We start from the raw sequence: 22,408 nt of genomic DNA, 5'->3' as shown, positions 1-22,408 counted from the left end.
GCTCCCACCCAACGAGTTCGAGACTCTCTACTACGCTGCCCTCAACACCGAGGAACAGCCCACAATGGAGGCGGCACAAAACCTCAGGTGATTCACCCAGCGCGTCAACCACTAACTGCGACAACGAACCCCTGGACCCAGCGGACCGCTCATACGTCATCACCCCCGAAGGCTCGGCCTACTACCTGCGCCAGCCCAGCGCGCTTGCGTACACAGACGCAACACAACCCACCGCCCGCGTCCCCGAGGCATACGAACGCCCTTTCGTCGGGCCACTCAACGAGATCAAAGGCAGCCGCGCCCAAGATGCCGACGAGATCGAGGACTACATCGCCACCATCTGCTACAGCATCGACATCCACGACGCCGCCATCACCGAAGCCCAGCCATCACGACGGCGATAGCCGATACGGTTGCGACCAGATCACCCAGCAAACCCCCAAGTATCACAATGCCTCGACCGCGCGAGCAGCGCATTTGCCCCTCAACCTCTGGCGATGAGCAAGCATCCTCTCGACCTCCCAGCTACGCCGCCAAGAAGGCCACGCGCGAAAGCCGTTCCCACCTGAGATTCGTCAGCGCGGCCGCTGGGGCTGCGACCAGATCGGCTCCCACCAACCACGCTCGAGTTCAGTCACGACATGCGCCATGTGCTCCACGATGGCCGCGTACCGCATGGGGTGCGCGACGATGCACCCGTTGTCGCCGACACCGATCTCCGCTCCACACGCAGGACACCACTGGTCCCCCGAATCAGGAGGTGCCGGCGGTATCGCATCACTGCCCGGACACAGCTTTTTGACCACACGACGTCGAACTGCTGCTGTCACCGTCTCGTAACCGATCTCTCCGCCCGCGACGACGCCGGACGCCCGCCAGTCCCCTCAGCCCGAACCGCGTGGTCGAGCACTCGGCGGATTGCGCGGAGTGCAGCGAGGTTGGCATCCAACGCTCTGCCGGCGGCCTCCTCGTCGCGGATCGATCGGGTGGCCGCCAACGCCGCCCCGAGCGCATCCAGACGCGCCATCGCCAGCGAGAGGCTCGGACGCTCCTCGTCGGCAACGTCACCCGACACCGCTGCATCAAGGTCCACGGCCGCGTCCATCTCCGCATCCGTCGGATCACCTAGGAACCGCCAGAACACGTCCTGGCAGTCCCCTCCGGGCCGGATCCGCTCAACCACACCTGCTCGCTCCAGCGCCGTCGCCGAAGACGACCCCGTTCTCCTCGTCGAACCGCGCCACTATCGACCCGTCGGCCTTGTTGGAAGCCACAGCGCGGACCGGGACGTCGGCGGCGTCCGCCACAGTCCTGAGGTTCGCGATAGCTCGCAGCGCCGCCTCGGCGAGGTGGCGTACCTGGTCGACGTCAGCGTCCGTGGGCTCACCGGTCAGCTTCCGGTCCTTGAACCGCTCGACGAAGATCGCGCGCGCGACAGCGGAAACCGTTGCGTCGTCCGGCCATTCAACCGTGCGCTCATCGGTTCTCCCATCGCTGTTCGGTCTATCGCGGATGGTGGTCGCCGGCGAGGTGACGCTGCCACGTTGCCTCGAACTCCGCCAACGCTTCCGCCCTCTGCTCGGCGAGGTACCCGGCGTACTCGTCGGGATGAGCGGCCTTCAGCCTCGCCAATGCGCGACCGGCGCACGGTGAGATCAGGTTGTGCCGCAGGATCGTCCGGCGGACCCCGCAACCGCATTCAGCCGAGTCATCCGGCGGGTCGAGTGCATCCTGGTCCAGGTCGACGACCTCGTGCCCGCTACCGACCAACACCATCAGCGCTTCCGGCCTCAGTGACGATTCCGCCTGTCTCCGTGAGCCACTCGCACGCCAGATGCCGTGTGGCGAAGGGCCCGCCGATCTGCGTCCACCACGGTTCACCCGACCACTCAGGGCTCGGGGGGTTCGCCCGGTTGACGAAGAACTCGCCACCAGGGAGCTTCCGCAGCCAGTACTGATGACCGTCGCGGGTCACGATGTGCCGGATTCCCGCGGCTACCGCATCCGGCGACAGGCCCTGCTTCCAGGTGTCGTAGAACTCGTCGAGCGAATACCCGTCGGCCTCGCCGTCGCCGTCTGCCGAGTGACCGAGGATCGACTCGACGGCATCGATCCAGCGCTCCCACTCGGTCGGCTCGCACGACGCCAACTCAAAGGCCCAGATGTCGGCGTGGTCGGTACCCGTACTCATCGTTACGCTCCAGCCCGCGGGCGGATCGGGGCCGGGTCGTAGCACCTCCGGTGTCCGTCGTTGGAGTAATGCTCGGTGGCTCCCTCGCATCCGCGGGGACAACCACCGCCGTCGGTGCGGCTGCCACCCGAGTGCGGGCACACGCCGCGCTCCTGCCCGTCGCGGTCCTCGTCGAGGTGATGGATCGGCAGCGCATCGTCGGGGAAGAACTCGTCGTCGGCCGCCGGCCGCTCCACCAGTGTCTCGTTCGCCATGTCGACTCCTTCGGGTTGTGCGTGATTGTCCGCCGCGGGGCCGACACGTCCAGGTGCATCGGTCGACTGGCGCCGAATGTCCTCGGCAGAAACGCCCGGAAGGGGGCCCTTGGCCATCACGGCCTGCATCAAGGACGTGATCCGCTCGCGCACTTCGACCTGCACCTGGGCCCGCAGCTCCGGCGACTCGCTCGCCGCCGCCACCAGCTCGTCTGCCTTCGCATCGGCCGCTTCGGCCAGGCAGGAAGAGATTGCAGCCCGTCGAAGCCCCCGAGTTGAATCCGTCGTACCAGACGTGAATGAGCGCCTGCTCCAACGACATTCCATAAACCGGTGTCGCACCGTCCGCCATGACAGCTCCCCTCCACTCGCGCTTGTTCGAGTATGGGCGCCGTCCCGTCGTCAAACCGGGCCCGGCGCACGCCAAATCAAGGGACGCGCCGTCACTGCAGGTGACGCGACCGAAGCACTTCCGCGCACTGCGCGCGAGCCGCCTGCGTGGTGGCGAACGCGGGGTCCACCAGCCCGAGCCAGGTGTCCTGCCCGTCGGCAAGCGGCACCTGCAGCGGCAGACCCACGAACCGGCAATGGAATGACAGCCCCGCATCAGCGTCGCGCCCAGACACTCTGTGCGACCAGGCATCTGGGACGTCAGACGGGGCATCGAGCACAAAGAACGTCGTAGACCGCGGCTGCCCCGTAACGGGGTGTGAATCGCCCCGGGTTTGATGCACACCTGGTTACTGGTGTGCAGCCTCTGGCTGGGCTGTGTTTGTAGCGTAGTGGATGGTCTCGTACTCGGTCGGTGGGATGCGGCCCAGGCGGTGCATGAGCCGGTCGGTGTTGTACCAGTGCACCCACTCAGCGGTGAGCAGTTCGACGTCGGTCAGGCGGTGCAGCGGACCTCGCCGGAACGGTGAGTCGTCGCGGACGGCTTCGGTCTTGTAGAGCCCTATCGTCGTCTCGGCCAGAGCGTTGTCGAAGGCATCCCCGACTGTGCCGATCGACGCCACCAGTCCGGACAGCGCCAGGGTCTCGCCGAACCGCACGGAGGTGTATTGCGAGCCTGCATCGCTGTGGTGAATAGTATTGCCCAACAACGGATTACCTTCGTTTATTCGGAGTTGTGCGGCATGGTGGATCGCCTGGCGCGCGAACCTGTCTTCCTTGCTGGCTGAGCAGGTCCACCCGACGATCCGGCCCGCGAAGGCGTCGATGGCGAACGCGGTGTATACGAACGCTCCGCTGGCCAGGCGGACGTAAGTGAAGTCCGCCACCAGCAGTACGTTGGGGGCGGGCACCCGGAACTGGCGTTTGACCAGATCGGCTGCCCGCGCCGCGGCCGGGTCAGCGATCGTGGTGCGAACCTTTTTGCGGCGGGTGACCCCACGCCAGCCGTTGGCCCGCATCAGGCGTTCCACGGTGCAACGGGCCACGGCGATGCCCTGGCGTTGCAGGTGAGCCCACATCTTGGTGGCGCCGTACAACGACTCAGGTTTCCGGCGGCCGTGCTCGTCAGGTTCGTAGAAGCCGGCCAGCACTTCGGTGATCACGGTGTCCCAGAGGGTCCGCGCTGACGGGGGTCGGGTCAGCCAGGCATAGAAGGTTCTCGGGGCAATCTGGCAGCCGTGCTCGGTGAGCACGCGGCAGATCGGAGCGACCCCGAACCGAGCACGATGCTCGGCGATGAACGCACAGATCAGTGGTGTCGCGGGTCGCTCTCCCGCACGAAGAAACTTGTTGCCGCCTTGAGGATTTCGATGGTTTCCTCAAGCTCACGATTCTTACGCTTGAGCTCGCGCAACTCGCGCACCGTATCGGTGGGCACACCGTCACGGACCCCGGTATCCACCTCGGCCTGGTTCACCCAGCGGCGCAGCGATTCGTAGGACACCCCCAACCGCTTGGCCACCGCGCTGATACAGGCCGTGCGGCTGTCGTACTCCTCGGCATGGTCGGTGACCAACCGCACCGCCCGGGCCTTGAACTCGTCGTCGTACTTCCTCGGCATAATGCGAACAACCTTCCCTCGAAAGAAGGTGTGCATCAAACCCGGGGTGGTTCAGTGCGGCTTGTCCTCGGTGTGCAGGCGCGCGCGGACCGTAACCCCAATCAGACCCGCCTCCTCGGCGATCTCACGCACAACCGCACCCTCGGCCGTCTCGCCCGCCACGATCCCGCCGGCAGGGATCTGGGTGCCGGCCTCCGGCGTACCCGCCTGCTCGAAGACAAGCAGCTCGCTACGACGCCCCCGCTGACGAATGACGTAGGCCGCGACGCGCTGACGCCTGACAGCAGCTTCTAGATCCTCACCGGCCTGCAAACCATGCACCCGGATTCGCGTGAACGTCGGCCATGAACTCGGCCAAACCGCGCCCCGTCTCCAGATCCACCCCGTGCGTGACGCCGACCAATCGCCAGGCCGCGGCGATATTGGCAACCGGGTCATAGATACACACCGAAGTGCCCGGCACGTGATGCTCGGCAAATGCCCACGGCGTCAACTGAGTCAGACCCCGTTGCGCTGCATACGGCGCACCGTCATTCATCCTCTTGCCCTCGCCGAGAGTCACAACAGCATCAGGCTTCCACGCCGACTCTTTGTGGACTATCACCTCTGTCGCCTCAGCGAACTCGCGCATCGAAGACTCTGCAACCCCAGCCGCGCCCAGCGCGCTACGAATAACCTCGGCCCTATCGACAACAGAGTTCAGCCGTGCAGTGAACTCAACTTCCGCCAGTTCCATATGACCCTCCCGCGCTGCTAAGCCGCGCCGCCGGCGATCAGCGTCAGCACCGGCCGGCCGCCAGCGACGTCCGGCGCGTCAGCTGGCTTCTCGTTGAGCATGTCGTATGCCGCCGACCGGATGGTCACTACCTCCAGAGGGCCCAGGTCATTCAGGCGGCCCAGATAGTCGGCGATCCCGTCCGGGTCCATGCCCTCATCCAGGAAACCGCGGATCACGTTGCGCTGCAGTATGTTCAACACCTCTCCACCTCCTCATCTAGTTCGCTACACGTAGTACCGGGCACCGCGCCGCGGTGATCGCGCTGAGCTTCGCATCAGCGGTCACCACCGCGCAGTCGAGCGCTTCGGCCAGCGCCACATACGAGGCGCCGGCGGTGTCGAGGACCTCGCGCAGCTCCCACACCCGCGGCAGTAGCCCGCGGCCGCTGACCCGCCGGATCCCCAGGCCCTGCCACGCCGTGAACGCCGCCTGCGCCGCGGCTTCGTCGATCCGGCCACGAGCCAGGCAGCTGCGCAGGCCGTTGACCACCTCGACGTCGATCACTTCCGGCGCCCAGACGCGCTCGGAGGTCAGGCGTTCGCGTGCCTGGCCGTCGTTGAGTAGCGCGGCCACGGCCGCCGAGGCATCCACGACGATCACTTTCCTGCGCGGCCTTCGTCGACCGCGGCGACGATCTCCTCCGTGGCGACGCCGAGGTCCGGGAGTGCAGCGAGCAGGTCGGCGTTGTCGGCCCGTCGGGATGATTCGGCCAGCTCCCGCGCGGCGTAGGCGTTCACTGAGATGCGCTCTCGGGCCGCGAGCAGCGCGAGCCGGTCTGCGACGTCTTGTGGGACATCGCGCAGGTAAACAGTCGCCATGTTGCACAATGCTAGCAGAGTGCAACATTTCTGCTAGGCCGGCGGAACCACCGGCGTCGTCGGCGCCACCGCAGCCTGACCACCCTGACCATGCGGCACCGGCGTACCCGAGCTACCCGCAGGCGCCAACGGCACCTCAGCCGGCGCCGCCGCTGGAGCCGCAGCCGCCGGACTCGGAGCAGCCACCCCACCGGGTGTCGCAGCACCCGCAGTCGGCGCGATCGGCGTCCCAGCACTACCGGACGGCAGCGGCGTACCCGCGCTACCCGGCTCCACCGGAGTACCGACACCACCAGGAGCGACCGGGGTCCCCACACTTCCCGGAACCTCTTCACTGCCCGCCACCGCCGGCGCGACGCCCGGCACATCAGCCAGCGCCGGAGCACCCTCCGCGGCCGGCGCCGCCGTCGCCTCAGACCCCGCGCTCGACGAACCCGACCCGGACGAAACAGGCCGCGGCGGAGCCGGTGGCGGCTGCACCCACACCGCGAGATCCGAACCACCCGCGTTGTAGACCACACTGTCCGGCACATCACCGGTGACGTCGAAGTACACCTTGCCCGTGGTCTGCTGGCCTTGAACGAGCGCAGCCGGATTCACACCCTGCGGCGTCGCCACCCCGAACAGCACTCGGTAGGTCTGACCACTGCGCGCCCGCGCGTTCAGGTTCGACACGATCGGCTGCACAGTCCCGCGGACCGCCGAATCGGTCGCCGTGGCCTCCCACAACGTCCCCGCCACCTGGTAGGGGATGACGTCGGAGCTGGGCTTGAGGTCCTTGATCGTCCAGGCCTGCACGACATCGCCGTTGACCAGCTCAGCGGACTGACCCAGGGTGTGCACCACTGCGTCGTCCGCCACCGCGACCGGCGCCCCGACTAGGCCCAGGCACACCACAGCAGCTGTGGCGGCCACCAGATTCCGATTCCTCACGCGCATTCAACTCCCCTGACTTGGACGGCTATATCAAGCAAGCTAACAGCGACTGAAGCTCAAATCGGTTGCCGCGGAGCATCTATTTACCGCGCAGCTGGCGAGCGCCCATCACGTCAACGAAGTTGCTCACCTGCACCGATAGCACGTCCCACCGCGGAGCCCCACGACCACACCTTGGCCTCATACGCTCGAACCGGCGGCAGCCATCGGCCGGTTCCCTGGCGAAAATGGGCCAAGGACCACCCCGTTGCAATGTGCTAGCATAGTGCTATCACACTGATACGACAGAAGCTCGGCCAGTCTATAACCGGGCAAATAGCCAGGAAGGGGGCTCGCCATGGCACGAAATGCGCAGCTCGACGCCCCGATCACCAGTGACGGCGCGATCCCAGGGCGCTACGATTCCCCTATGGAGGGAAACCGCCCCATCAGCGCGCCGCCCGGGCCGCCGCCCCAGTGGCCGCCGTACTACCCGCCTGCCAAGCCGGCACGGCGGTGGCTTCCCGTCGCCATCATCGTCGCGGCCATCATCATCGCCACCGCGGTAATCGCAGCTGTCCTGCTGAGCCGCGGCCCCGATACCGCAGCACCCGCTGGCCCGGCTCCAACGGCTGCCCAGAATGTGCCGGCACAGGGCAGCGTCGCAGAGAGCAGCTCCACCTGCGAGGCATGGCCCTCCACTAAGGCCGCGCTGACGGCTATCCCTCAGCTACCTCCGGGCTGGGATTGGTCGACGCCGAATATCGATACCTACGTCGGGAATCGGACCGCTGCGATCGCCAAGGCCCTTGACCTGTTTGAGCCGCAGATTTCCGCCGAGCCAGCCAGTACTGCATCAGTCGCGCGCCAGTATGTCGCGGAGCGGCGTAGCGAAATCGAGTTGCTGCGCAATCGCACTTATACGCAGGCCGATGGTGTGGCCGCGACGGCCGCGTCCGCACGGCTCGATCAGCTGTGTGGTGTGAGCTAAGCGGTCAGCCGGATCAGTGACTCCGAAGCCGACAACGCCGCACGCGTCCGAGATCCTTCAAAATTATTGGGAGGACAGCCTTCAGCCTGCGGATTTGATGCGGCGCTCGGTCGAGATGACGAAGCTGTCTACCCAACTCATTGCTACCTCGCAGGACGGGCAAGTCGCCGCCGGCCGACTGCTTAATCACGGCCAAGGCACCCTCGCAGAAGTCATCTCCAGCAGCTGGAGCCAATACTTCATCAACGTCGGGAAGGTGGGCGCTCAAGTCGCCCAGGCAGCTGCGTGCCTGGAGGCCTGGGCCACCACTCTCGGCGCAATGCTTGCCCAAATGGCCGGAGTAGTTGGCTGGGTGGAGTCCGCCATCAGCACACTCGAGGCCGCTCGCCCCGCAGCGATACTGGCGGGCAAGGAGCAAGAGATCGACGACGCGATCGAAGAGGTTAAGCGCCAAGGCAAGCAGTTGATCTCCGATATTTCAGGTGCCGCCCAGGGCGCCCTCGCGGCTGTCCCGTCATGGGCGGGCCAGGTCCCCACCGCGATGCCCATGCCGGGCGGAATGCCTGGCACAGGCTCAGAGGTGACGGCAGGCCCTGGCCAGGCACCTGCGTCCCTCACTGGTACCGGCGGCGCGCCCCCATCCGAGGTGACCAACGGCCCAGGTCAGAGCAGTTCGGGCACCCAGGCTTTGGGCAATCCATCCGGGGTCACTTCAGGGCCCGGTCAGGTCGGTGAAGGCGGGGGCTCCGGCGTATCCGATCCCGCTGGCGTGACGACTGGCCCGGGACAGGCCGCAATTACGCCCGCGGGCTTTAACCAGACAGCCGGCGGTGGTGGTGCGTCCACGTCAGGACCTGGAATGCCCTCTAGTGGTTCGCCGAGTAGTTCGGTTCCCGGATCCGCCGGAACTCCAGCGACCTCCCCCGCGGCCTCCACGGGAGGCTCCGCGACACCTTCTGGCGCCGGCACCAGCACTCCGTCGCCAACCGGAAACACTTCCACGACGGGCATTTCTGGAGCAGAAGGCGCCTCTTCCGGAGCAGGCTCCGGCACGACGTCTCCTGCTGGCGCGCAACCTATCTCGCAGTCCTCGGCCCCGACGGCAGGTGAAGCGTCACCGGCCGCTTCAGCTGCGCCGGCAGTGCAGTCGGCTGCTACTTCTTCGGCGACTGAGGCGGCACCAGCGGCTGGGTCGGCCGTGGCAGGTCCGATGTCGGCGGCGGCGCCCGCGGCAGCTGCTCCTGCTGCTGCGGCTCCGATGTCCGCGGCTCCTCTATCCGCAGCCGCCCCGTTGGCTTCGGCGGCCGCAGGCGCGGTCCCTGCACCACCGCCCGCACCGCCGCCACCTCCTGTAGCCCCACTGGCGCCGGCAGCGCCCGGCGGGGCGGTTCCCCCGCCTCCCCCGGCGATGGCCGCGCCCCCGCCCGCTGCCGGTGTGCCTGCGACTGCAACGCCGGGGCCCGCGCCAGCTCCTTCCCCTGCCCCTGCGCCTGCTCCGGGCCATGGACCTCCGCCGGGCCCTGCACCTGGTGCGCACGCTGCGCCGCCGTCGTCGACGCCGGTGTCAAACTCGTCACAGCAGCAGAATCCGGATCCGTCAGTGCCGCCCTCGGGCGGGCCAGTCGGCGGTGGGGTCGGTGGCCCGATCATTGCCCCACTCAGCGCATCTGACCCGATCATTGCCCCGGCAATCTTCACCCCTCCGCTAAATCCGCTTGAGGCATCGGATGATCAGGATCTGGCAACCGTGCGATCGGTGGTGGAAGCAGCCGGCGGCGCCTCCGCGGTTCATTGGGCGGCGGGGATGATCGTGACGAGTGGCCGCCGGCAGGTTGTCGTGACGTCCGACCGCGGCCGCGGCTGGGTCCCCGCCGAGGCATTCCTCCCCGCAGATGTGGTGATGCCGTGGTCGCACGAAGACTCCGCCCGCTGGGAAGGGGCCCTCGACCCCGCTCGCGTCATCGTCGAGTACGCCGCCGCGGCCGGCGGGCAGCTGACAGCTCTTGCCTCCACCATGTCGAGCGCCCCAGCGGTCACCGCCGGCCTGCCATGGGCATACGTGGACGGGACCGATCGCGCCCATCCGGAGCTGCTCAGCGGCCCTGTGGTGACGCGATTCGAGCTGCAGGTGTCCGACACTCGCCGGCGCGCGGTCAAACACATCGTCGATCCAGTCAAGCAGCGAGAGCAGGTGCTGTGGCTGGCGTTTAGCGCCGACGAGAAGGCTGGCTCGTCCGCCACCCGGCACAAACTGTTGTCGATGTGCCGCTCGAACCTAGGACGGATCGACCAGCCTCGTTGGGTGGCGTCCTTGCCGTGGGAGCAGCTGGAAGAGGAGCACCACGAGCTGTGCGTCCAGGAGCGCGCGGCCCGCGTCGACGTCCGCGACGTCCCCGTCGGGCAGTTGGACACCGAGGGTGGCGCGTGCCGGCCGCTGCTGGCGCAGGCGTACGCCACCGAGGCGGCGCTGGCGATGCGGAACCCGGTGGCCTTACGTGCGCTTGCTGACGCCACCTACTCATGGAGCATGCTGCTCGATGTGCAGTCTCCTGAGCCGACGTCGGCGCCGCCGCAGTTCGTCGGGCGCTGAGCGGTGGCCAGCGCCACGCTGACTTGCGCTCTTCTGTCGTCGAAGTACTCCGCGCTTCTCAACCTGCTGCGCCGCGAGATTGGTGACGCTGAGGTGGTCCGCGTTGGGCCCGCGGACGCCGACGAGCCCTATCCCCCGCATGTGCTGGGCCCTGACGAGCTGCCCGGCCCGCCGCCGGCGCGCTATGTCATCGAATGCCGCCTGAGCGACGGTCACCTGCTGCACGTGTCCGACCACCGCGGCTACGGGCTGCGGAAGCTCGCTCGGCCCGCTGCGGCGCCCGATGACTGGATCGTCGAGATCTGGTCACACCGTGACGATTACGTGTCCGGCCTCGTCCACACCGCCGCTTGCCGCGAGCACACTGCCGACGGCATCATGGGCACCGTGCGGGACGTTCTGCACGTGCAGGGTATGCGCGCCGCCGTATAAGCCGGGGGCGGCGTTCAGCTCAGTGGCGCAGTGGCGCAGGCCGCCGCAGCCGCATCCCGCTCACTGAGCGTGATGGGCAGTTCGTACTTCACCATGACAGACAGGTAGTCAATGACAAACGGGCAACGGGCTTCTGGGAGAGGCGGCATCCACTCGTCAAGCGCGGCATCGCTCTTGTCTTGGTTGACGCTCGACGAGAGCGCCCGAAGCTCCATCGGGTCGTTGGCGAAGATCTGCCGCTTCCGTGAATCCCATTGCCAGGCACCAGCATTCCACGCATGGTGGAGGGCCACTGTGTGGTCGAGTTCGACGTCCATCCGGTCGACTCGTTCGCCGCTGTAGGGGTCCTGCAGCCAGCCCGCGATGACCTTGCAGTTCCGCGTGCCGTCTTTGAACACAACATCGCGTAAATCCCTGGCCAGCATGCGGTTTCGGGTGTCGCACCCCGTGGAGTCTGTAGGGTCGTTCCACGCGGGACCAAACGAACACGCGTCGCCGCGCTTGCAGCTGCGCTCATAACCGGGCACGTCATTGATGCGGTCAACCACCTTCACCTGGTCCAGCAGTGTTGCCACGTTGCCGGCCGCTTCTGGGGCCGCGATCGCCACGGTGTCCCCGCGGTAGCCGAGGTCGAAGCTCGGGTTCAGCCAGGCCGCGATCGCGATCGCCGCACCGACAACTGCTACTGCGCCGCTTCGACGAACCCGCATGCCGTACCTCCCCCGGTTGTGTATTGCCTGTTCAGACTATCGGCGGATTCCGACAGATCCGGCTGCGCCGACGCTTGAATTCCACTGTCGCATACCGACATACCCCAACCGTGGGCCTGACCTGGCCTGACGGCACGTCCCTGACGGCACCCGCCCGCTCACGGCCCTGGACTGGCCGGCGGATCGCGCCGTCGATCCAACTCGGCCTTATCTCGATGCGCCCTCAGCAGGAGACGCCGCCGCCGCCGCAGCAGCGGCCTGCTGGATCTTCCGGATCGTCTCGTGATGCAAACCCGTCGCCGTGCTCAGGCCGCGCTGCGAAACGCCGTTGTGTGTAGCTTCCAGCACTTCAGCGATCTGCTCGACCGGCCGATCTGCGATGGCTTTCACAGACGGATTCTGTTGCTGGACTGTGCGCGCGGCCTCAAGCCAGTAGCGGCGACGATCCTCTTCCTGCTGCACCTGCTGCACTTCCTGTTGCAGGCGAACGGCCTTCACAGTCATTGGGCGGACCCTTGAGAGAATGGCTGCGCCGTGGGCGGTGGCCAAGAGACTGACGGGTGGGACCACCCCGATCGCCGCTTTCAGCCAGGGCGCGAGTTCGATACCGGGCTGGATGGTCGCATGCAGTGCGTTGGCGCCGACGCTGACCAGCGCCGATAAGGCAAGGACCCACCAGAAGAATCGCCGATTCGCTCGCTGCTGCGCCCCGTACGCTCCCAGGGCGAGGACTGCCATGGTGGATGCCAGGATCGTCCCGTCGACGATGATCGGCCACAGCGGTGCCAGGTTGCGGGGGTATCCGGCTCGGATCGCGAGATCGGTGAGAGACGCGAAGCTGAGGATGAACGAGGCGATACCGATGACAGCGGTGATGGACACCGCGGCGAAGCGGGTGACGCGCAGCATCTTCGCCGAACCGGGCGCCGCCAGGACCTCTTCGCCGTCGGCCAGGACCAGATCGTCGTCTCCAGGCGGCAGCACCGGCTGCTGGGCGGGCAACGTCGCGATCGGGCCCGTGGAGAACGCGGTTCCGTTGCGGGCGGGGTGGGTGTCCAGGGGGGCGTCGTCGACGACAGTCATGGCGTCCTCAGGGCTCGGCGAGATTGTGTGCTTATGCGCGGCGATGAGCCGAATAGCGCTGGCGCACAATGCCAGTGCTCATCACACGGAAAGGCTAACACCGCCTCGACCCTGATCTTGGGTGCGGCGACCACCGGAAACGACAGGGCCCCGGGGCTAGTGACCGGAGGAGTGCGAGCCGCCGGCATTGCCGAACGGCGGCTCTTCGGACTCGATCTCGGGGATCGCGCCGAAGGTCTGCTCGACGCCGCCGGGGGCGTCGTAGATCTTGTCCTCGGGGAAGATCGCCGGGTCGCGCTTGGTGCCCTCGCCGCCACCCTTACCGCCGCCGTGCATGCCGTGCATCGGCATCATCGGCATCATCGGCATCCGGCTGCCCGCGGCCCCTGCCGGAGATCCACCGCCAGGTGCCTGCAGCGCACTGCCTTGTAGCGCGCTGGAGGTGTTCATGGGTGTCACTGGTGTCTCCAGGCCGGCCGGGATCGTGGTGCCGGGGTCCATACCGCCGCCGCCGCCACCGCCGCCGCCGAATCCGCCGCCGGCGCCACCAAGACCGTCGAGGCCAAGGTCCGGGGTCTCGGTCGCGGCCTTTGTGGCCTGCTCGGCGACCTTGCCGACGAGCTGGCCCACCTGCTCGCCGGCCTTGCCGACCGCCTCGCCCACCTTGCTGGTGATCTGTTGCAGCTGCTGCATGATCTGCTGCGGGATCTGCATGCCGGCCTGCATGCCCATCTGCATCATCTGCTGCATCATCTGCTGCGATTGATCGCCGCCGAGCATCTCCTCGGCCTTGGCCTTGGCTTCCTGATCGATGGACTCAGGATCGAGCTGACCGGGGACATCCGAGCCGGCCAACCCCTGGCCAGGGGTGCCGGTGTTTTCGAACCCGGCCGCGTTCTTCGCGTCCTGATTCTGGATGCCCGTCATGGCACCCTGCGTCGTCTGATTGAGGTCCTGCGCACCGCTGGACAGGGCAGGCCCGGCCGGCGAGAGGCCGGTTTGCAGACTACCGGTGAGCATTGAGATCTGACTTCCGACCGGGCTCGACGCACCAGGTGGAGACAGCGCCGAGGACACGCCGCTGGACAGGTCGGACGCCGCCTGCTGGCCCTGCTGGCCCATCGAATCGGACCCACCCCGGAAGGCCGGCACCTCGAATCCCATCGGCTGGCTCATGCCGGCCAGTTTAGCTGCAGAAATGATCCTGCTCGGTCGCCGATTGCAACCGATTTGAGCTCGGTCGCTGGGCTCCGTCTGCGCGTGGAGCCGACGCCGGACCCTAGCCCCTGCCGTGCCTTGTGGGCTCACCCGTCCGCGCGTGGAGCCGACTGCACGCCGAGACGGACGATGTCCGTCGTTCCCCCGTCCCCGTCCGCATTCATCCTTTCGGGCTCACCCGCCCGCGTGGAGCCGACCCATGTGACCAGCCAGGTGCCGGTCGGGTCCGTTTCCGCTTCTGTTGGGTGACCAGCCTGTTGCCGGGCTGGGGTGGCCACCACGGTGTGGCGGCCTTCCCGCTTCGTTGCTGACGACGACCTCGACCCCGCGGCTAGCGGGTGGTCGTCGGCAGCTCGGCGGGCGTTTAGCGTCTCCTTCATGCCGAGGGCGACGGCCGCCTGGGCGGCGATGTTGATGGCTGCATTGACGTCTCTGTCTGCGGTGAATCCGCATGCAGCGCATCGGTATACGCGATCAGCGAGTGTGAGCTTGGCTTTCGCTCCGCACGCTGAACACGTTCGACTGGACGGAAAGAACCGGCCGATGACCGTGATGCTGCTGCCGTACCAGTTCGTCTTGTACTCGAGTTGGCGGCGCAGTTCTCCGGGGGCGGCATCGAGAATGGCGCGGTTGAGTCCTGTTTTCGCCCGGACGTTTCGGCCGGGGTGGTCCACTGTGCCGCGGGCCGATCGGGTCATGCCGGCGACGTTGAGGTCCTCGATCGCGATGGTCGACCACTGTGTGGCCAGCGTCTTGGTGAGGGCGTGCAGGGTCGTTGCGCGGCGTTCGGCGACTTCGTGGTGCCTGCGGCCGACGAGTCGAGCTGCTCGGCGGCGGCGGTTCGAGCCTTTCTGGGTGCGCGAGAGTGCTCGCTGCGCCTTCGTGAGACGGGTCCGTGCGGCGTCCAGGTGCCGCGGGTTGTCGATCGTCTCACCAGTGGATAGGGCTGCGAGGGTGTGGACGCCGAGGTCGACGCCGACGGTGCCGGCTTGGCGTTGACGGTGCGTGGAGGTGACCTCGGTGTGAGGTTGCTTGGTGAGGATGCTGGCGTACCAGCGGTGGCCGCCGCGGGCGATCGTCACTGACTGGATGACGGCTCCTCGGCCGAGAGCGCGGCGAAGCGGTTTGGTCGATGAGTGCACGCGCAAGGAGCCGAGGCGGGGGATGATGATTCTTCGGTAGCCGGTGTCTGGTCGGATGCTGGGGTTCTTGACGTTGTGGTGAATGCGGAAGCTGTCGCGGCTGTGGTGTTTGGTCTTGAACCGAGGCCGGCCGACCCGGCGGCCTTTCCGTCTTCCGGTGCGTGAGTCGAGCCAGTTCTTCCAGGCGCGGTCGGCGTCGGCGAAGGCGGATTGGAAGGTGTAGGTGCTGACGGTGTGCCACCAAGGGCAGAGTCCGTCCTCGCCGCGGCGGTCGTCGCCCTTCGCCGTGTTGAGCGTCTTCTGAATGTCGGGTTTGCCAGGCACTTTCGGCGCCCGCTTGGCTGCGTCAGCTCGGTCCGCACCGGCGTCCACCGCCAGGGTGATGGCGGTGTGGCGCTCGTCGAGTGCGGCGAATTTGGCGGCCAGGGCGTGGTTGTAGGCCCAGCGTGCGGCGCCGGCGTGTTGCGCGACGGCAGACGCCTGGGCCTCGGTGAGGTCCAGCGCGAACCGGTACGCGCGCAGCTGCTCAGCCATTGTTCGTGATGCTAGAGCCGGGAGGTGACACCGGAGCGGTTCGCCGCTGGGGATGTCGGGTCGATCAGGGCCAGGAGTGCGTGGCGGGCATCGAGATCGTTGGGGTCGTCGTGCAGCTCGTCGCAGGCGATCCGGATCCGGCGGGTCAGGTTCCGCTCATCAAGGGCGGGTGTGGATTGTCGGAGGAGATCGCGGGCGTTGGCTTGGGCCACGGGATCTAGGGGTGAGCAGTACAGGTCGTCGCAGGCCACTTTGATCTGTGTGGTGTGTGGGTCGGACATGGACCGCTCCCTCTAGGACATCGCGCAATGCAATCTGTGCTTGCAGCGTACAACATGCCGTTCTTGCATTGCGGGTGTGGCTGCATTGATGGTTGCCATCAAGGCGATACTGTCGACGGCGTGGCGTTCGATGACCTGTCCGATGATGCGCTGGCCGCAGCATCAAAGGCTGTCGCACAGGCCGCCCTGAACGCCGCTCGGTTGGAAGCCACCGAGCGATTGCTGGCTGGCCCAGGTGCCGGTGCCGGTACCAACGCCGAGGATGCTCTGACTGTTCTCTTGGCTGCAGATCACACAGACCCTCGATACGAACTACTGCACGCGTTCGAGAAGCCCTGGTCACTGCTAGTGGTGCGGATCCTCGCTCCGGTATGCGATCCCGCACCCGCGATTGAGGACGCCCGTCGCCGCGGTGTCACGGTCCCGGCTATCGCCAGGACGCTTGGCGTCTCGCATCAGGCGATCTACTCGCGGTATGCCGAGATCGTCCGCCGTCGCTGAAACAACGTTTCCTAGTTTCACTTTCCGCCTGCGGCCGCGGTCCGCTCACTCTTGGGCACTGTCGACAGACGTTGCGAGTTCGACTGCGGTGCGCCATCCCGGGTCGACGGGGGCGTCGTGGGCGGGGATGGTGATCGTGGTTTCCCCGGTGAGTGTGCGTGACGTCCTGGTGGTCGCCGGCTTGGGTTCACGCGGCACGAGGTCGTGGCGGATGACGAGGAGTCCGCGTTCTTCGAGTGCGGCGAAGGTGCGGCCTTGCTGGTTGTAGGCGGCGTGGCCATCAATGAGGAAAACTGGGTAGGTGGTGTGGCCGCGGCGCGCCATGTTGGGGAATTCGTGGCCGTATTGCACACGGCCTTGCTCGACGAGACCGATCGCTTCTTGCTGTCGCACAGTTAGTTTGGCGGTCTTCATGGGTTCCTCGCGGGGTTAGACGGGGGTGATGTCGATGAGGCTTTCGAGGCCTTGGAAGTCGGCAGCGTTGCGGGTGTAGAGCCGAGCGGAGTGGGCGTGTGCGGTGGCGGCGATGAGGAGGTCCATCGCGCGGGCGCGGGGTTGGCGGCCGGCGTCGACGACGGCCGCGGCGAGCTGGCCGTAGCTGGCGGCGACGGCCTGGTCGACAGGGATGGGGTCGAAGTCCCGCTGGAGTTTGAGGAGGCGGCGGAGGCGTTCGGCACGAATTGGTTGTGTCTTGGCAACGAGGACGCCGAAGTGCAGCTCTGCCATCGTGATTGCGCTGACGGCGAGGGCGCCTTCGAGGGGTTGAAGGTCGGTGGCAATGACGACGCTGGTGTCGAGGATGGCCTTCATCGTGGCGTCCAGGGGTCGGTGATCTGCTGGTCGATGAGGTCGCGGTCGGTGTCCCAGTCGGCGTCTGCGGGTCCGTTGAAGAGGTCGGCGACGTCGGTCCACTGGCGCCAGGTGTTGGGGTTGGCGGGGACGAGGCGGGCGCCGGGGCGGCCGGAGACGGTGATGGTGATTTCCTCGCCGTCTTGGACGCGGCGCAGCAGTTCGGAGGCGTTTTGGCGCAGTTCGCGGACTCCCACAGTTTCCATGCCCGCCACGGTAGCACATGTGCTACATTCGGGGTATGGCATTGCACGAGTTGCTGTTTGGATGCGTCGACCTACGCGGCCTCAACAACGAAGGCGCGCTGCAGTGGCGCGCCGACGGCTTCTTCCGCGCACAGCGCTGCGACGGCGTGACAGTGCGTGGTGTGGCCAGCGACGCCGAAGCCGTGGCCGAACTGCTGCGCCGGGGCGGGGTTCTGAAGGCTGATCGCCCGGTGTACCGGGCCCGGCCCAATCACGAGGTGGTCGACTTCGGGTGGACGTCGGAGGCGTCCGAGGCGGCGACTGACCTCGATTCGGATTTCGCGCGGCAGCTGGGTTCCGGTCGGCCGGATGGCCTGGCGGAGCAGCTGAGGGCGGTGGCGGCCGAGGTTCCGGGCAGCGCTGGTGAGCGGGAGGTCCTTGCGCGGGCCCGGGCGGCGGAGTTGAATGCGACTGTCCCGCAGGTGGGTTCGCACCGCGTGTTCATGCCGCCGTTCAACGATGCTGATGCCGGCGCGGTCGGTGTCGCTGATGCGGCGACGCGTGGGTGGGCGACGTGGGCGGAGTGGGTGCCGGCGCGGTTGTTGACGTCGACGAACTCGGAGGCCTGGGGTGACATTGATCGGAATCCGCGGCGGGACACGATCGTGCAGGTGGCCGAGTGGCTGCGCGCCGCGGTCGCAGGCGGGACGGTTGATGGGTGGCTAACGGAGATGTTCGCCCACGATCCGATGCTGCTGCACCGGCTGGAGGGACCGGCGGGCCCGGTCTATGAGGTTCTGCGGGGCACTCATCGTGCGCATGCGGCCCGGGTGTGGGGCCTGCCGTGGGTGCTGGGGCGGGTGCACGTGGAGCGACTGGCCAAGCCGCTGCAGCCGCGCACGCGCCAGTTGGAGGCGTTGTGGGAGGGCCTGTGCCGGCGGGGTCTGATCTCGGCGACGCGGGAGGGCGGCCGCTGGTATCTCAGCGAGGCTGCGGCGGAGTGGATGCTGACGCCGCCTGTGATGGCGACGCGGTGGAATGCGATGTATGAGCGGGTGTATCCCGGTGCGTTGCAGTCGTTTACGGGCTTGTCCGCGGATGAGTTGTTCGATCCGGAGCGGTGGGTGGCGGCTCTGCTGGGATGAGGCGGGGGACCATCGAACGGTGTCACGCGGTCGTCGGTAACCGGCGGTGAGTAGGTAAACGCCGTGGTCATCGGGGGTGCGGGGCCGGTAGCTTCGATGCGACGGTCGACGCTCGTGGAGGTGCAGTGATGGAACGCCAGACACCGAAGAAGGTGGTGGTGTCGAAGGCTGCCGTCAAGAAGGCCGGAGCGCGTGCCACCAAGGCGTCGGCGAAGTTGGAGGGCCGGGTAGTGCCCGCTGGTCACCGCCGGTCGGCAGCGGTCAAGGCTTATCTGGCGAAGCAGCAGCCACCCAAGCGTTGATGGCCCTGTCCCCCGGTTACGGGGAAACTCCTCTTCCGCACGACGAGCTTGATGCCCTGCTGCCCGAGATCGTCGAGGTCCTGGACTCCCCGATCACTCGCGCGGACGTCTACGACGTGGAACAAGGCCATCTCCTATCGGTGGGCGCATACCGACGATTGGACGCCTCAGCAGCTGGGCATCGCGGTGCCACGCCGCGCCCGCGGCGCATTCATCCTTTTGTTGATGGAAATGGCCGCACCACAAGGCTTCTGGCCGATTTGGTGTTCGCCGCGGCGCAGGATCCGACCATCGAGCAGTACGACTGAGACCTCGACAAGCAGCGCTACATCGCGCTGCTGCGCACCTACGACGCCCACCGCGACGTGACCGACCTGGCGGCCTTTGTCGACGTGGAACCGATCGAGGGGTAGCTACGCCGCGGCGGCGTGCTTCGGGGCGTCGGTGCTTGCGGCTGCGTGGCGCGGGGAGGTCTCGGAGGCGTGCTTGGGCGTCCTGGTCGAGTTGCTGCCCGTGGTGGATGTCGTGTCACGGTCCGGGGTGGCTCGTCCGGCGGTGCTGGTCGATTCGGTGGCGTCGTCGTCGGTGTCGGTTGCGCGGTCGGTGCCGCGGGGCTTCTTCTTGGGTGCCGCGGCGGCGGGCTTGTCGGAGTTGGCAGTGGCGGCGTCATCCTTGGCGGCGGGTTTGGTCTCGGCGGCCGGCTCGGTTTCCGCAGTCTCGGATCCGGCGGCCGGCGTCGTGGTGGTGTCCGTGGTCGGCGCGGTGGTGGGATCTTCGGTCTCAGCGACGGGTGTTTCGGCGTCGATGTCGGTGGTGGCGTCGGGCTCAGCGGCCGCGGGGGTTTCGGCGTCGGGCTCGGCGGCCGCGGGAGGAGTCTCGGCGTCGGGCTCGGTGACGGCGACCGCATCGGTGGCGGGTTCGGCCGAGGCCGCGGCCGCCTCGGTGCTGTGGGTGGCCTGTTCTGCGGCGGCGCTGTCCCCTGCCGCCGATTCAGCGTCGTCCTTGGCGGTGGTGGTGTCGGCGGCGAGGGTGAGGGTGACTGCCCTGGATGTGGGAGCGGCGGCCGAGGTGAGGTTTCCGGTGATGGCCGAGCCGAAGTCGAGGGCCGCGGCGATGGTGCGCAGGCCGGTGGCGGTGGTGAATGCGGCGGCGTTGACGAGGCCGTTGACGGTGGCGGCCATGGCGTGGGGTAGGCCGTAGACGAGGGAGGGCAGCCCGGCGGCTTGCATGATGCCGGAGGCGGCGGTGGCCAATCCCGATGTGAGCGCGGTGATTACGTCGGCGGCGGCGGTGGTGATGTCGGCGGCGGCGGTGAACGGAACTGAGGCCAGGGATCCTGCGGTGTGGGCGACCTTGGTGACGGTGGTGATGCCGGCGCCGACGAGGACGGAGACGGCGTGGGTGTAGCTGGCGGGGCTCAGGGGTGCGGAGCCGATGGTGTTGATGACTTCTTGGATGGCGCCGGAGCGGGTGCCGTCGCCGATCCAGGTGGCGATCGCGTCGGAGGCGCCGTCGGCGATCTTGTCGAGGGTGATGGCGGCGGCGTTGGTGATGGTGGTGGAGGCGCCGTTGACGCCGGCGACGGCGGCGGTGACGGGGGCGGAGACGATGCCTTGGACGGCGGTGAGGAGGCCGTTGATGAGGTCGATGCCGGTGAGGGTCTTGCCGGCGCTGAGGAGGCCGTTGAAGGTGTTGAGGGCGTTGTCGACCTGGGCGGTCACTCCGGTGACAACCGTGTTGGTGACGGTGAGGACGTTGGCGCCGAGATTGTTGACGGCGCCGATGCCGCCGGTGACGAGGAGGCCGGCGATGTCGAGGGGCGTGTTGATGAGGCCGGTGTAGCTGGGTAGTGCCAGCGGGTTGTTGATGACGGTGGCGACGGCGTGCAGGGCGGTGCCGAGGGATCCGGTCAGGGTGGAGGTCAGCAGGTCGGCGAGCTGCCCGGTGGTCAGCACGATGGTGTCGTTGGCGGCGTCGACGGAGTTCGACAGGCGTGAGAGGCCGTTGCCTGCAGTGTCTTTGAGGGTCGTGAGGATCGCGGCCAGGGTCTGGTTGTCGGTGGCGTCGATGAGGCCGTCCCACAGGCTGTCGTTGAGGGTGGCGGCCGAGTCCAGGGCGTTGGCCAGGGTTTGGCCGGGGGTTCCGACGAGGCCGGTGACGGTGGTGGAGGCGGACTGCAGGGCGGCGTTGAGGTTGTTGATCAACGCGGTGACGTCGGCGGGGTTGATTGCGGCGGTCAGCTCTAGGCGCGGGGCCGAGACCTGGGGCAGCGACAGGTGCAGCGGTGTTGTCGGCGGGGGCAGCACCAGTGGGGTCAGGGTGAGGGCTGCGGCGGTGGTCAGGGCGAGGGCGGGAAGGGGCGAGCGGCGGGTTGCGGCGGCGTACATGAGGTCTCCTGCGAGCGGGCGGGATCCCAGGTTTTTACCTGGTGAGGGAAATTTACCAATGGCGGTGATTATCTCCGGGGTTTCACCAAGGTGTGAATTTTGCTCCTGCGCCGGCCGGACACTGCGACGCCTCGCGTCCAGAGGGCGGGGGCAATGCCATCGCCGCAGGTCACGCGCATGGGCGGGCAGTTCGAGATCGTCGACGCTGATGGGCGCCGGCGACGCGCGGCCATTAGTGGGGACGTGCTATCCCCGCAGCTCAGCGGCGGTTTCGCCTCAGTAGCTGCGCCACCAGGTCGCCTGGGTCACCAGCTGGGCGTTTTGGGTGACCAGCTGCGGGGCCTGCTGCGGCTGCTGATCGGCGAGCTGGCGCACCAGCTGAGGCACTTCCGGGTTCATGCCATCCACGACATGCTGGCGCCTTCGGCCTTGGAGGCGGTGCGGCTGGCACGCAGTTGGCTGCGCTGGTCTCGGGCGATGCGGCGGGACAGCACGAGGTCCTCGCGCCAGGAGAGGCAGCGGAGGGTGTCGGCCAGGCCGTTGATCTGGGCGTCGCTCAGGCCAGCCAGCTCGCCGGCGCCATCATGGGCTGCCAGCACGACGATGCCGCGCATCAGCGGCACGTTCGAGGCGCTGAATCGCGTTGTGGCCAGGAGGAGTTCGGCGGCGCTGCGGTTGACTCGGCGGTGCGCTCGGTGCGTGGAGGGGGTGAACCAGAAGTCGATGCCCGCCGTGTTCGTCAGGGTCTCCAGGCTGGTCTCGCGGATGAGGTCGGCGATGTCGTCGACGGATAGGACGCGGCGCTTGTACAGCTCGCCGTTGTGGCTGGCGTGGAGTACTTGAATCATGGTCGGGCCCTTTGTCCGTCGGTCGAAGGTGCGCACCGCCAACGTAACTCTCGGTGACCAGCTGGGCCGCATGCGGCGCGGGACGTGCTATCTGCGCTGGTGAGAGACTGTGGGTTCAGCGTCGGAGCCTTCCCGCTCTACCCGGGGGTGAATCACCTGAGGTTTTGTGCCGCCTCCATTGTGGGCTGTTCCTCGGTGTTGAGGGCAGCGTAGTAGAGAGTCTCGAACTCGTTGGGTGGGAGC

Annotated in this window: 31 protein-coding genes; 8 read left to right on the top strand and 23 right to left on the bottom strand. The window is 67.4% G+C overall.

The window, feature by feature from the left end; genetic code table 11:
- A partial coding sequence (locus tag H7J06_RS00160) for a hypothetical protein (protein WP_264035877.1) occupies window positions 1-404 on the top strand: 404 nt, incomplete at its 5' end.
- A 422-nt stretch (window positions 405-826) separates the two neighbouring features.
- Here the strand turns inward: H7J06_RS00160 and H7J06_RS00155 are convergent.
- The 12 genes from H7J06_RS00155 to H7J06_RS00100 all read right to left on the bottom strand — a co-directional run bounded on the left by H7J06_RS00155 (window position 827) and on the right by H7J06_RS00100 (window position 6,991).
- The gene (locus tag H7J06_RS00155) at window positions 827-1,093 is read right to left on the bottom strand and encodes a hypothetical protein (protein ID WP_264035875.1); all 267 of its coding nucleotides are present in this window, start codon (window positions 1,091-1,093) and stop codon (window positions 827-829) included.
- A 410-nt stretch (window positions 1,094-1,503) separates the two neighbouring features.
- Window positions 1,504-1,776, bottom strand: a complete 273-nt coding sequence (locus H7J06_RS00150; RefSeq protein WP_264035873.1) for a hypothetical protein — start codon at window positions 1,774-1,776, stop codon at window positions 1,504-1,506.
- The gene (locus H7J06_RS00145) at window positions 1,760-2,191 is read right to left on the bottom strand and encodes a hypothetical protein (RefSeq protein WP_264035871.1); all 432 of its coding nucleotides are present in this window, start codon (window positions 2,189-2,191) and stop codon (window positions 1,760-1,762) included. The genes H7J06_RS00150 and H7J06_RS00145 overlap by 17 nt, the downstream gene beginning before the upstream one ends.
- Window positions 2,192-2,193: 2 nt before the next feature.
- The gene (locus H7J06_RS00140) at window positions 2,194-2,445 is read right to left on the bottom strand and encodes a hypothetical protein (RefSeq protein WP_264035870.1); all 252 of its coding nucleotides are present in this window, start codon (window positions 2,443-2,445) and stop codon (window positions 2,194-2,196) included.
- A gap of 443 nt (window positions 2,446-2,888) precedes the next feature.
- Window positions 2,889-3,023, bottom strand: coding sequence for a hypothetical protein (locus H7J06_RS00135; RefSeq protein ID WP_264035868.1), 135 nt, complete (start codon window positions 3,021-3,023; stop codon window positions 2,889-2,891).
- Window positions 3,024-3,185: 162 nt separating this feature from the next.
- Window positions 3,186-4,456, bottom strand: a protein-coding gene (locus H7J06_RS00130; RefSeq protein ID WP_109489571.1) for an IS3 family transposase whose coding sequence is annotated in 2 segments (ribosomal slippage) — window positions 3,186-4,183 and window positions 4,183-4,456 — 1,272 coding nt in all. Because the reading frame shifts where the segments join, the coding sequence is not laid out codon by codon here.
- A gap of 51 nt (window positions 4,457-4,507) precedes the next feature.
- A complete protein-coding gene (locus H7J06_RS00125) occupies window positions 4,508-4,768 on the bottom strand; it encodes an NUDIX domain-containing protein (protein ID WP_264035865.1) in 261 nt (86 codons plus the stop codon).
- The gene (locus tag H7J06_RS00120) at window positions 4,755-5,192 is read right to left on the bottom strand and encodes a hypothetical protein (protein ID WP_264035863.1); all 438 of its coding nucleotides are present in this window, start codon (window positions 5,190-5,192) and stop codon (window positions 4,755-4,757) included. The genes H7J06_RS00125 and H7J06_RS00120 overlap by 14 nt, the downstream gene beginning before the upstream one ends.
- 17 nt (window positions 5,193-5,209) lie before the next feature.
- Complete coding sequence (locus tag H7J06_RS00115; RefSeq protein ID WP_264035861.1) at window positions 5,210-5,434, bottom strand: hypothetical protein; 225 nt, start codon at window positions 5,432-5,434, stop codon at window positions 5,210-5,212.
- A 16-nt stretch (window positions 5,435-5,450) separates the two neighbouring features.
- Window positions 5,451-5,825: a type II toxin-antitoxin system VapC family toxin gene (locus tag H7J06_RS00110; RefSeq protein WP_264035860.1), complete on the bottom strand. Its 375-nt coding sequence runs from the start codon at window positions 5,823-5,825 to the stop codon at window positions 5,451-5,453.
- A gap of 5 nt (window positions 5,826-5,830) precedes the next feature.
- Window positions 5,831-6,052, bottom strand: a complete 222-nt coding sequence (locus tag H7J06_RS00105) for an antitoxin (RefSeq protein WP_112555793.1) — start codon at window positions 6,050-6,052, stop codon at window positions 5,831-5,833.
- Window positions 6,053-6,085: 33 nt separating this feature from the next.
- A complete protein-coding gene (locus H7J06_RS00100; RefSeq protein WP_264035856.1) occupies window positions 6,086-6,991 on the bottom strand; it encodes an MPT63 family protein in 906 nt (301 codons plus the stop codon).
- Between the two features lie 334 nt (window positions 6,992-7,325).
- On the opposite strand from H7J06_RS00100, the gene H7J06_RS00095 reads away from it, so the two are divergent.
- The 3 genes from H7J06_RS00095 to H7J06_RS00085 all read left to right on the top strand — a co-directional run bounded on the left by H7J06_RS00095 (window position 7,326) and on the right by H7J06_RS00085 (window position 10,980).
- Window positions 7,326-7,958, top strand: coding sequence for a hypothetical protein (locus tag H7J06_RS00095; protein WP_264035853.1), 633 nt, complete (start codon window positions 7,326-7,328; stop codon window positions 7,956-7,958).
- Between the two features lie 1,756 nt (window positions 7,959-9,714).
- Complete coding sequence (locus H7J06_RS00090; RefSeq protein ID WP_264035851.1) at window positions 9,715-10,548, top strand: EspK C-terminal domain-containing protein; 834 nt, start codon at window positions 9,715-9,717, stop codon at window positions 10,546-10,548.
- 3 nt (window positions 10,549-10,551) lie between these two features.
- Window positions 10,552-10,980, top strand: a complete 429-nt coding sequence (locus H7J06_RS00085; protein WP_264035849.1) for a hypothetical protein — start codon at window positions 10,552-10,554, stop codon at window positions 10,978-10,980.
- 14 nt (window positions 10,981-10,994) lie between these two features.
- Here the strand turns inward: H7J06_RS00085 and H7J06_RS00080 are convergent, their stop codons facing one another.
- The 5 genes from H7J06_RS00080 to H7J06_RS00060 form a co-directional block, all read right to left on the bottom strand.
- Window positions 10,995-11,690 (bottom strand): HNH endonuclease family protein, encoded by a 696-nt coding sequence (locus H7J06_RS00080; RefSeq protein WP_264035848.1) that lies wholly within the window; start codon window positions 11,688-11,690, stop codon window positions 10,995-10,997.
- Between the two features lie 207 nt (window positions 11,691-11,897).
- Window positions 11,898-12,773, bottom strand: a complete 876-nt coding sequence (locus H7J06_RS00075) for a DUF2637 domain-containing protein (protein WP_264035846.1) — start codon at window positions 12,771-12,773, stop codon at window positions 11,898-11,900.
- Between the two features lie 156 nt (window positions 12,774-12,929).
- Window positions 12,930-13,949 (bottom strand): hypothetical protein, encoded by a 1,020-nt coding sequence (locus tag H7J06_RS00070; protein ID WP_264035844.1) that lies wholly within the window; start codon window positions 13,947-13,949, stop codon window positions 12,930-12,932.
- A gap of 128 nt (window positions 13,950-14,077) precedes the next feature.
- On the bottom strand, window positions 14,078-15,667 hold the full coding sequence (locus H7J06_RS00065) for an RNA-guided endonuclease InsQ/TnpB family protein (protein WP_264035842.1): 1,590 nt from the start codon (window positions 15,665-15,667) through the stop codon (window positions 14,078-14,080).
- Window positions 15,668-15,678: 11 nt separating this feature from the next.
- Window positions 15,679-15,948, bottom strand: a complete 270-nt coding sequence (locus tag H7J06_RS00060; protein ID WP_264035840.1) for a hypothetical protein — start codon at window positions 15,946-15,948, stop codon at window positions 15,679-15,681.
- A 120-nt stretch (window positions 15,949-16,068) separates the two neighbouring features.
- On the opposite strand from H7J06_RS00060, the gene H7J06_RS00055 reads away from it, so the two are divergent.
- Complete coding sequence (locus H7J06_RS00055; RefSeq protein WP_264035838.1) at window positions 16,069-16,449, top strand: hypothetical protein; 381 nt, start codon at window positions 16,069-16,071, stop codon at window positions 16,447-16,449.
- A 45-nt stretch (window positions 16,450-16,494) separates the two neighbouring features.
- On the opposite strand, the gene H7J06_RS00050 is transcribed toward H7J06_RS00055, so the two are convergent.
- Genes H7J06_RS00050 through H7J06_RS00040 form a run of 3 tightly spaced genes read right to left on the bottom strand, consistent with a single transcriptional unit; the run spans window position 16,495 to window position 17,504 of the window.
- On the bottom strand, window positions 16,495-16,863 hold the full coding sequence (locus H7J06_RS00050; RefSeq protein WP_264035836.1) for a hypothetical protein: 369 nt from the start codon (window positions 16,861-16,863) through the stop codon (window positions 16,495-16,497).
- A gap of 15 nt (window positions 16,864-16,878) precedes the next feature.
- Window positions 16,879-17,259: a type II toxin-antitoxin system VapC family toxin gene (locus H7J06_RS00045; protein WP_264035835.1), complete on the bottom strand. Its 381-nt coding sequence runs from the start codon at window positions 17,257-17,259 to the stop codon at window positions 16,879-16,881.
- Window positions 17,256-17,504 (bottom strand): type II toxin-antitoxin system Phd/YefM family antitoxin, encoded by a 249-nt coding sequence (locus tag H7J06_RS00040; protein ID WP_264035833.1) that lies wholly within the window; start codon window positions 17,502-17,504, stop codon window positions 17,256-17,258. The genes H7J06_RS00045 and H7J06_RS00040 overlap by 4 nt, the downstream gene beginning before the upstream one ends.
- A gap of 35 nt (window positions 17,505-17,539) precedes the next feature.
- Between H7J06_RS00040 and H7J06_RS00035 the strand changes: the two genes are divergently transcribed.
- The 3 genes from H7J06_RS00035 to H7J06_RS00025 all read left to right on the top strand — a co-directional run bounded on the left by H7J06_RS00035 (window position 17,540) and on the right by H7J06_RS00025 (window position 19,238).
- The gene (locus H7J06_RS00035; RefSeq protein WP_264035831.1) at window positions 17,540-18,628 is read left to right on the top strand and encodes a hypothetical protein; all 1,089 of its coding nucleotides are present in this window, start codon (window positions 17,540-17,542) and stop codon (window positions 18,626-18,628) included.
- Window positions 18,629-18,756: 128 nt separating this feature from the next.
- On the top strand, window positions 18,757-18,930 hold the full coding sequence (locus tag H7J06_RS00030) for a hypothetical protein (protein ID WP_165604451.1): 174 nt from the start codon (window positions 18,757-18,759) through the stop codon (window positions 18,928-18,930).
- Window positions 18,930-19,238, top strand: coding sequence for a Fic family protein (locus H7J06_RS00025; protein ID WP_264035829.1), 309 nt, complete (start codon window positions 18,930-18,932; stop codon window positions 19,236-19,238). The genes H7J06_RS00030 and H7J06_RS00025 overlap by 1 nt, the downstream gene beginning before the upstream one ends.
- Window positions 19,239-19,343: 105 nt before the next feature.
- On the opposite strand, the gene H7J06_RS00020 is transcribed toward H7J06_RS00025, so the two are convergent.
- The 3 genes from H7J06_RS00020 to H7J06_RS00010 form a co-directional block, all read right to left on the bottom strand.
- Window positions 19,344-21,317 carry a ribonuclease E domain-containing protein gene (locus H7J06_RS00020; RefSeq protein WP_264035827.1) on the bottom strand — a complete coding sequence of 658 codons (1,974 nt, stop codon included), beginning with the start codon at window positions 21,315-21,317 and terminating at the stop codon, window positions 19,344-19,346.
- Window positions 21,318-21,593: 276 nt separating this feature from the next.
- The gene (locus H7J06_RS00015) at window positions 21,594-21,716 is read right to left on the bottom strand and encodes a hypothetical protein (protein WP_264035825.1); all 123 of its coding nucleotides are present in this window, start codon (window positions 21,714-21,716) and stop codon (window positions 21,594-21,596) included.
- On the bottom strand, window positions 21,713-22,165 hold the full coding sequence (locus tag H7J06_RS00010; protein ID WP_264035823.1) for a hypothetical protein: 453 nt from the start codon (window positions 22,163-22,165) through the stop codon (window positions 21,713-21,715). The genes H7J06_RS00015 and H7J06_RS00010 overlap by 4 nt, the downstream gene beginning before the upstream one ends.
- Window positions 22,166-22,408 lie beyond the last annotated feature (243 nt).

The sequence above is a fragment of the Mycolicibacterium hodleri genome, assembly GCF_025822245.1.
Taxonomy (GTDB): domain Bacteria; phylum Actinomycetota; class Actinomycetes; order Mycobacteriales; family Mycobacteriaceae; genus Mycobacterium; species Mycobacterium hodleri.
The sequence above is the reverse complement of the archived record's forward strand: the minus strand, read 5'-3'. Positions and strand labels throughout refer to the sequence as shown.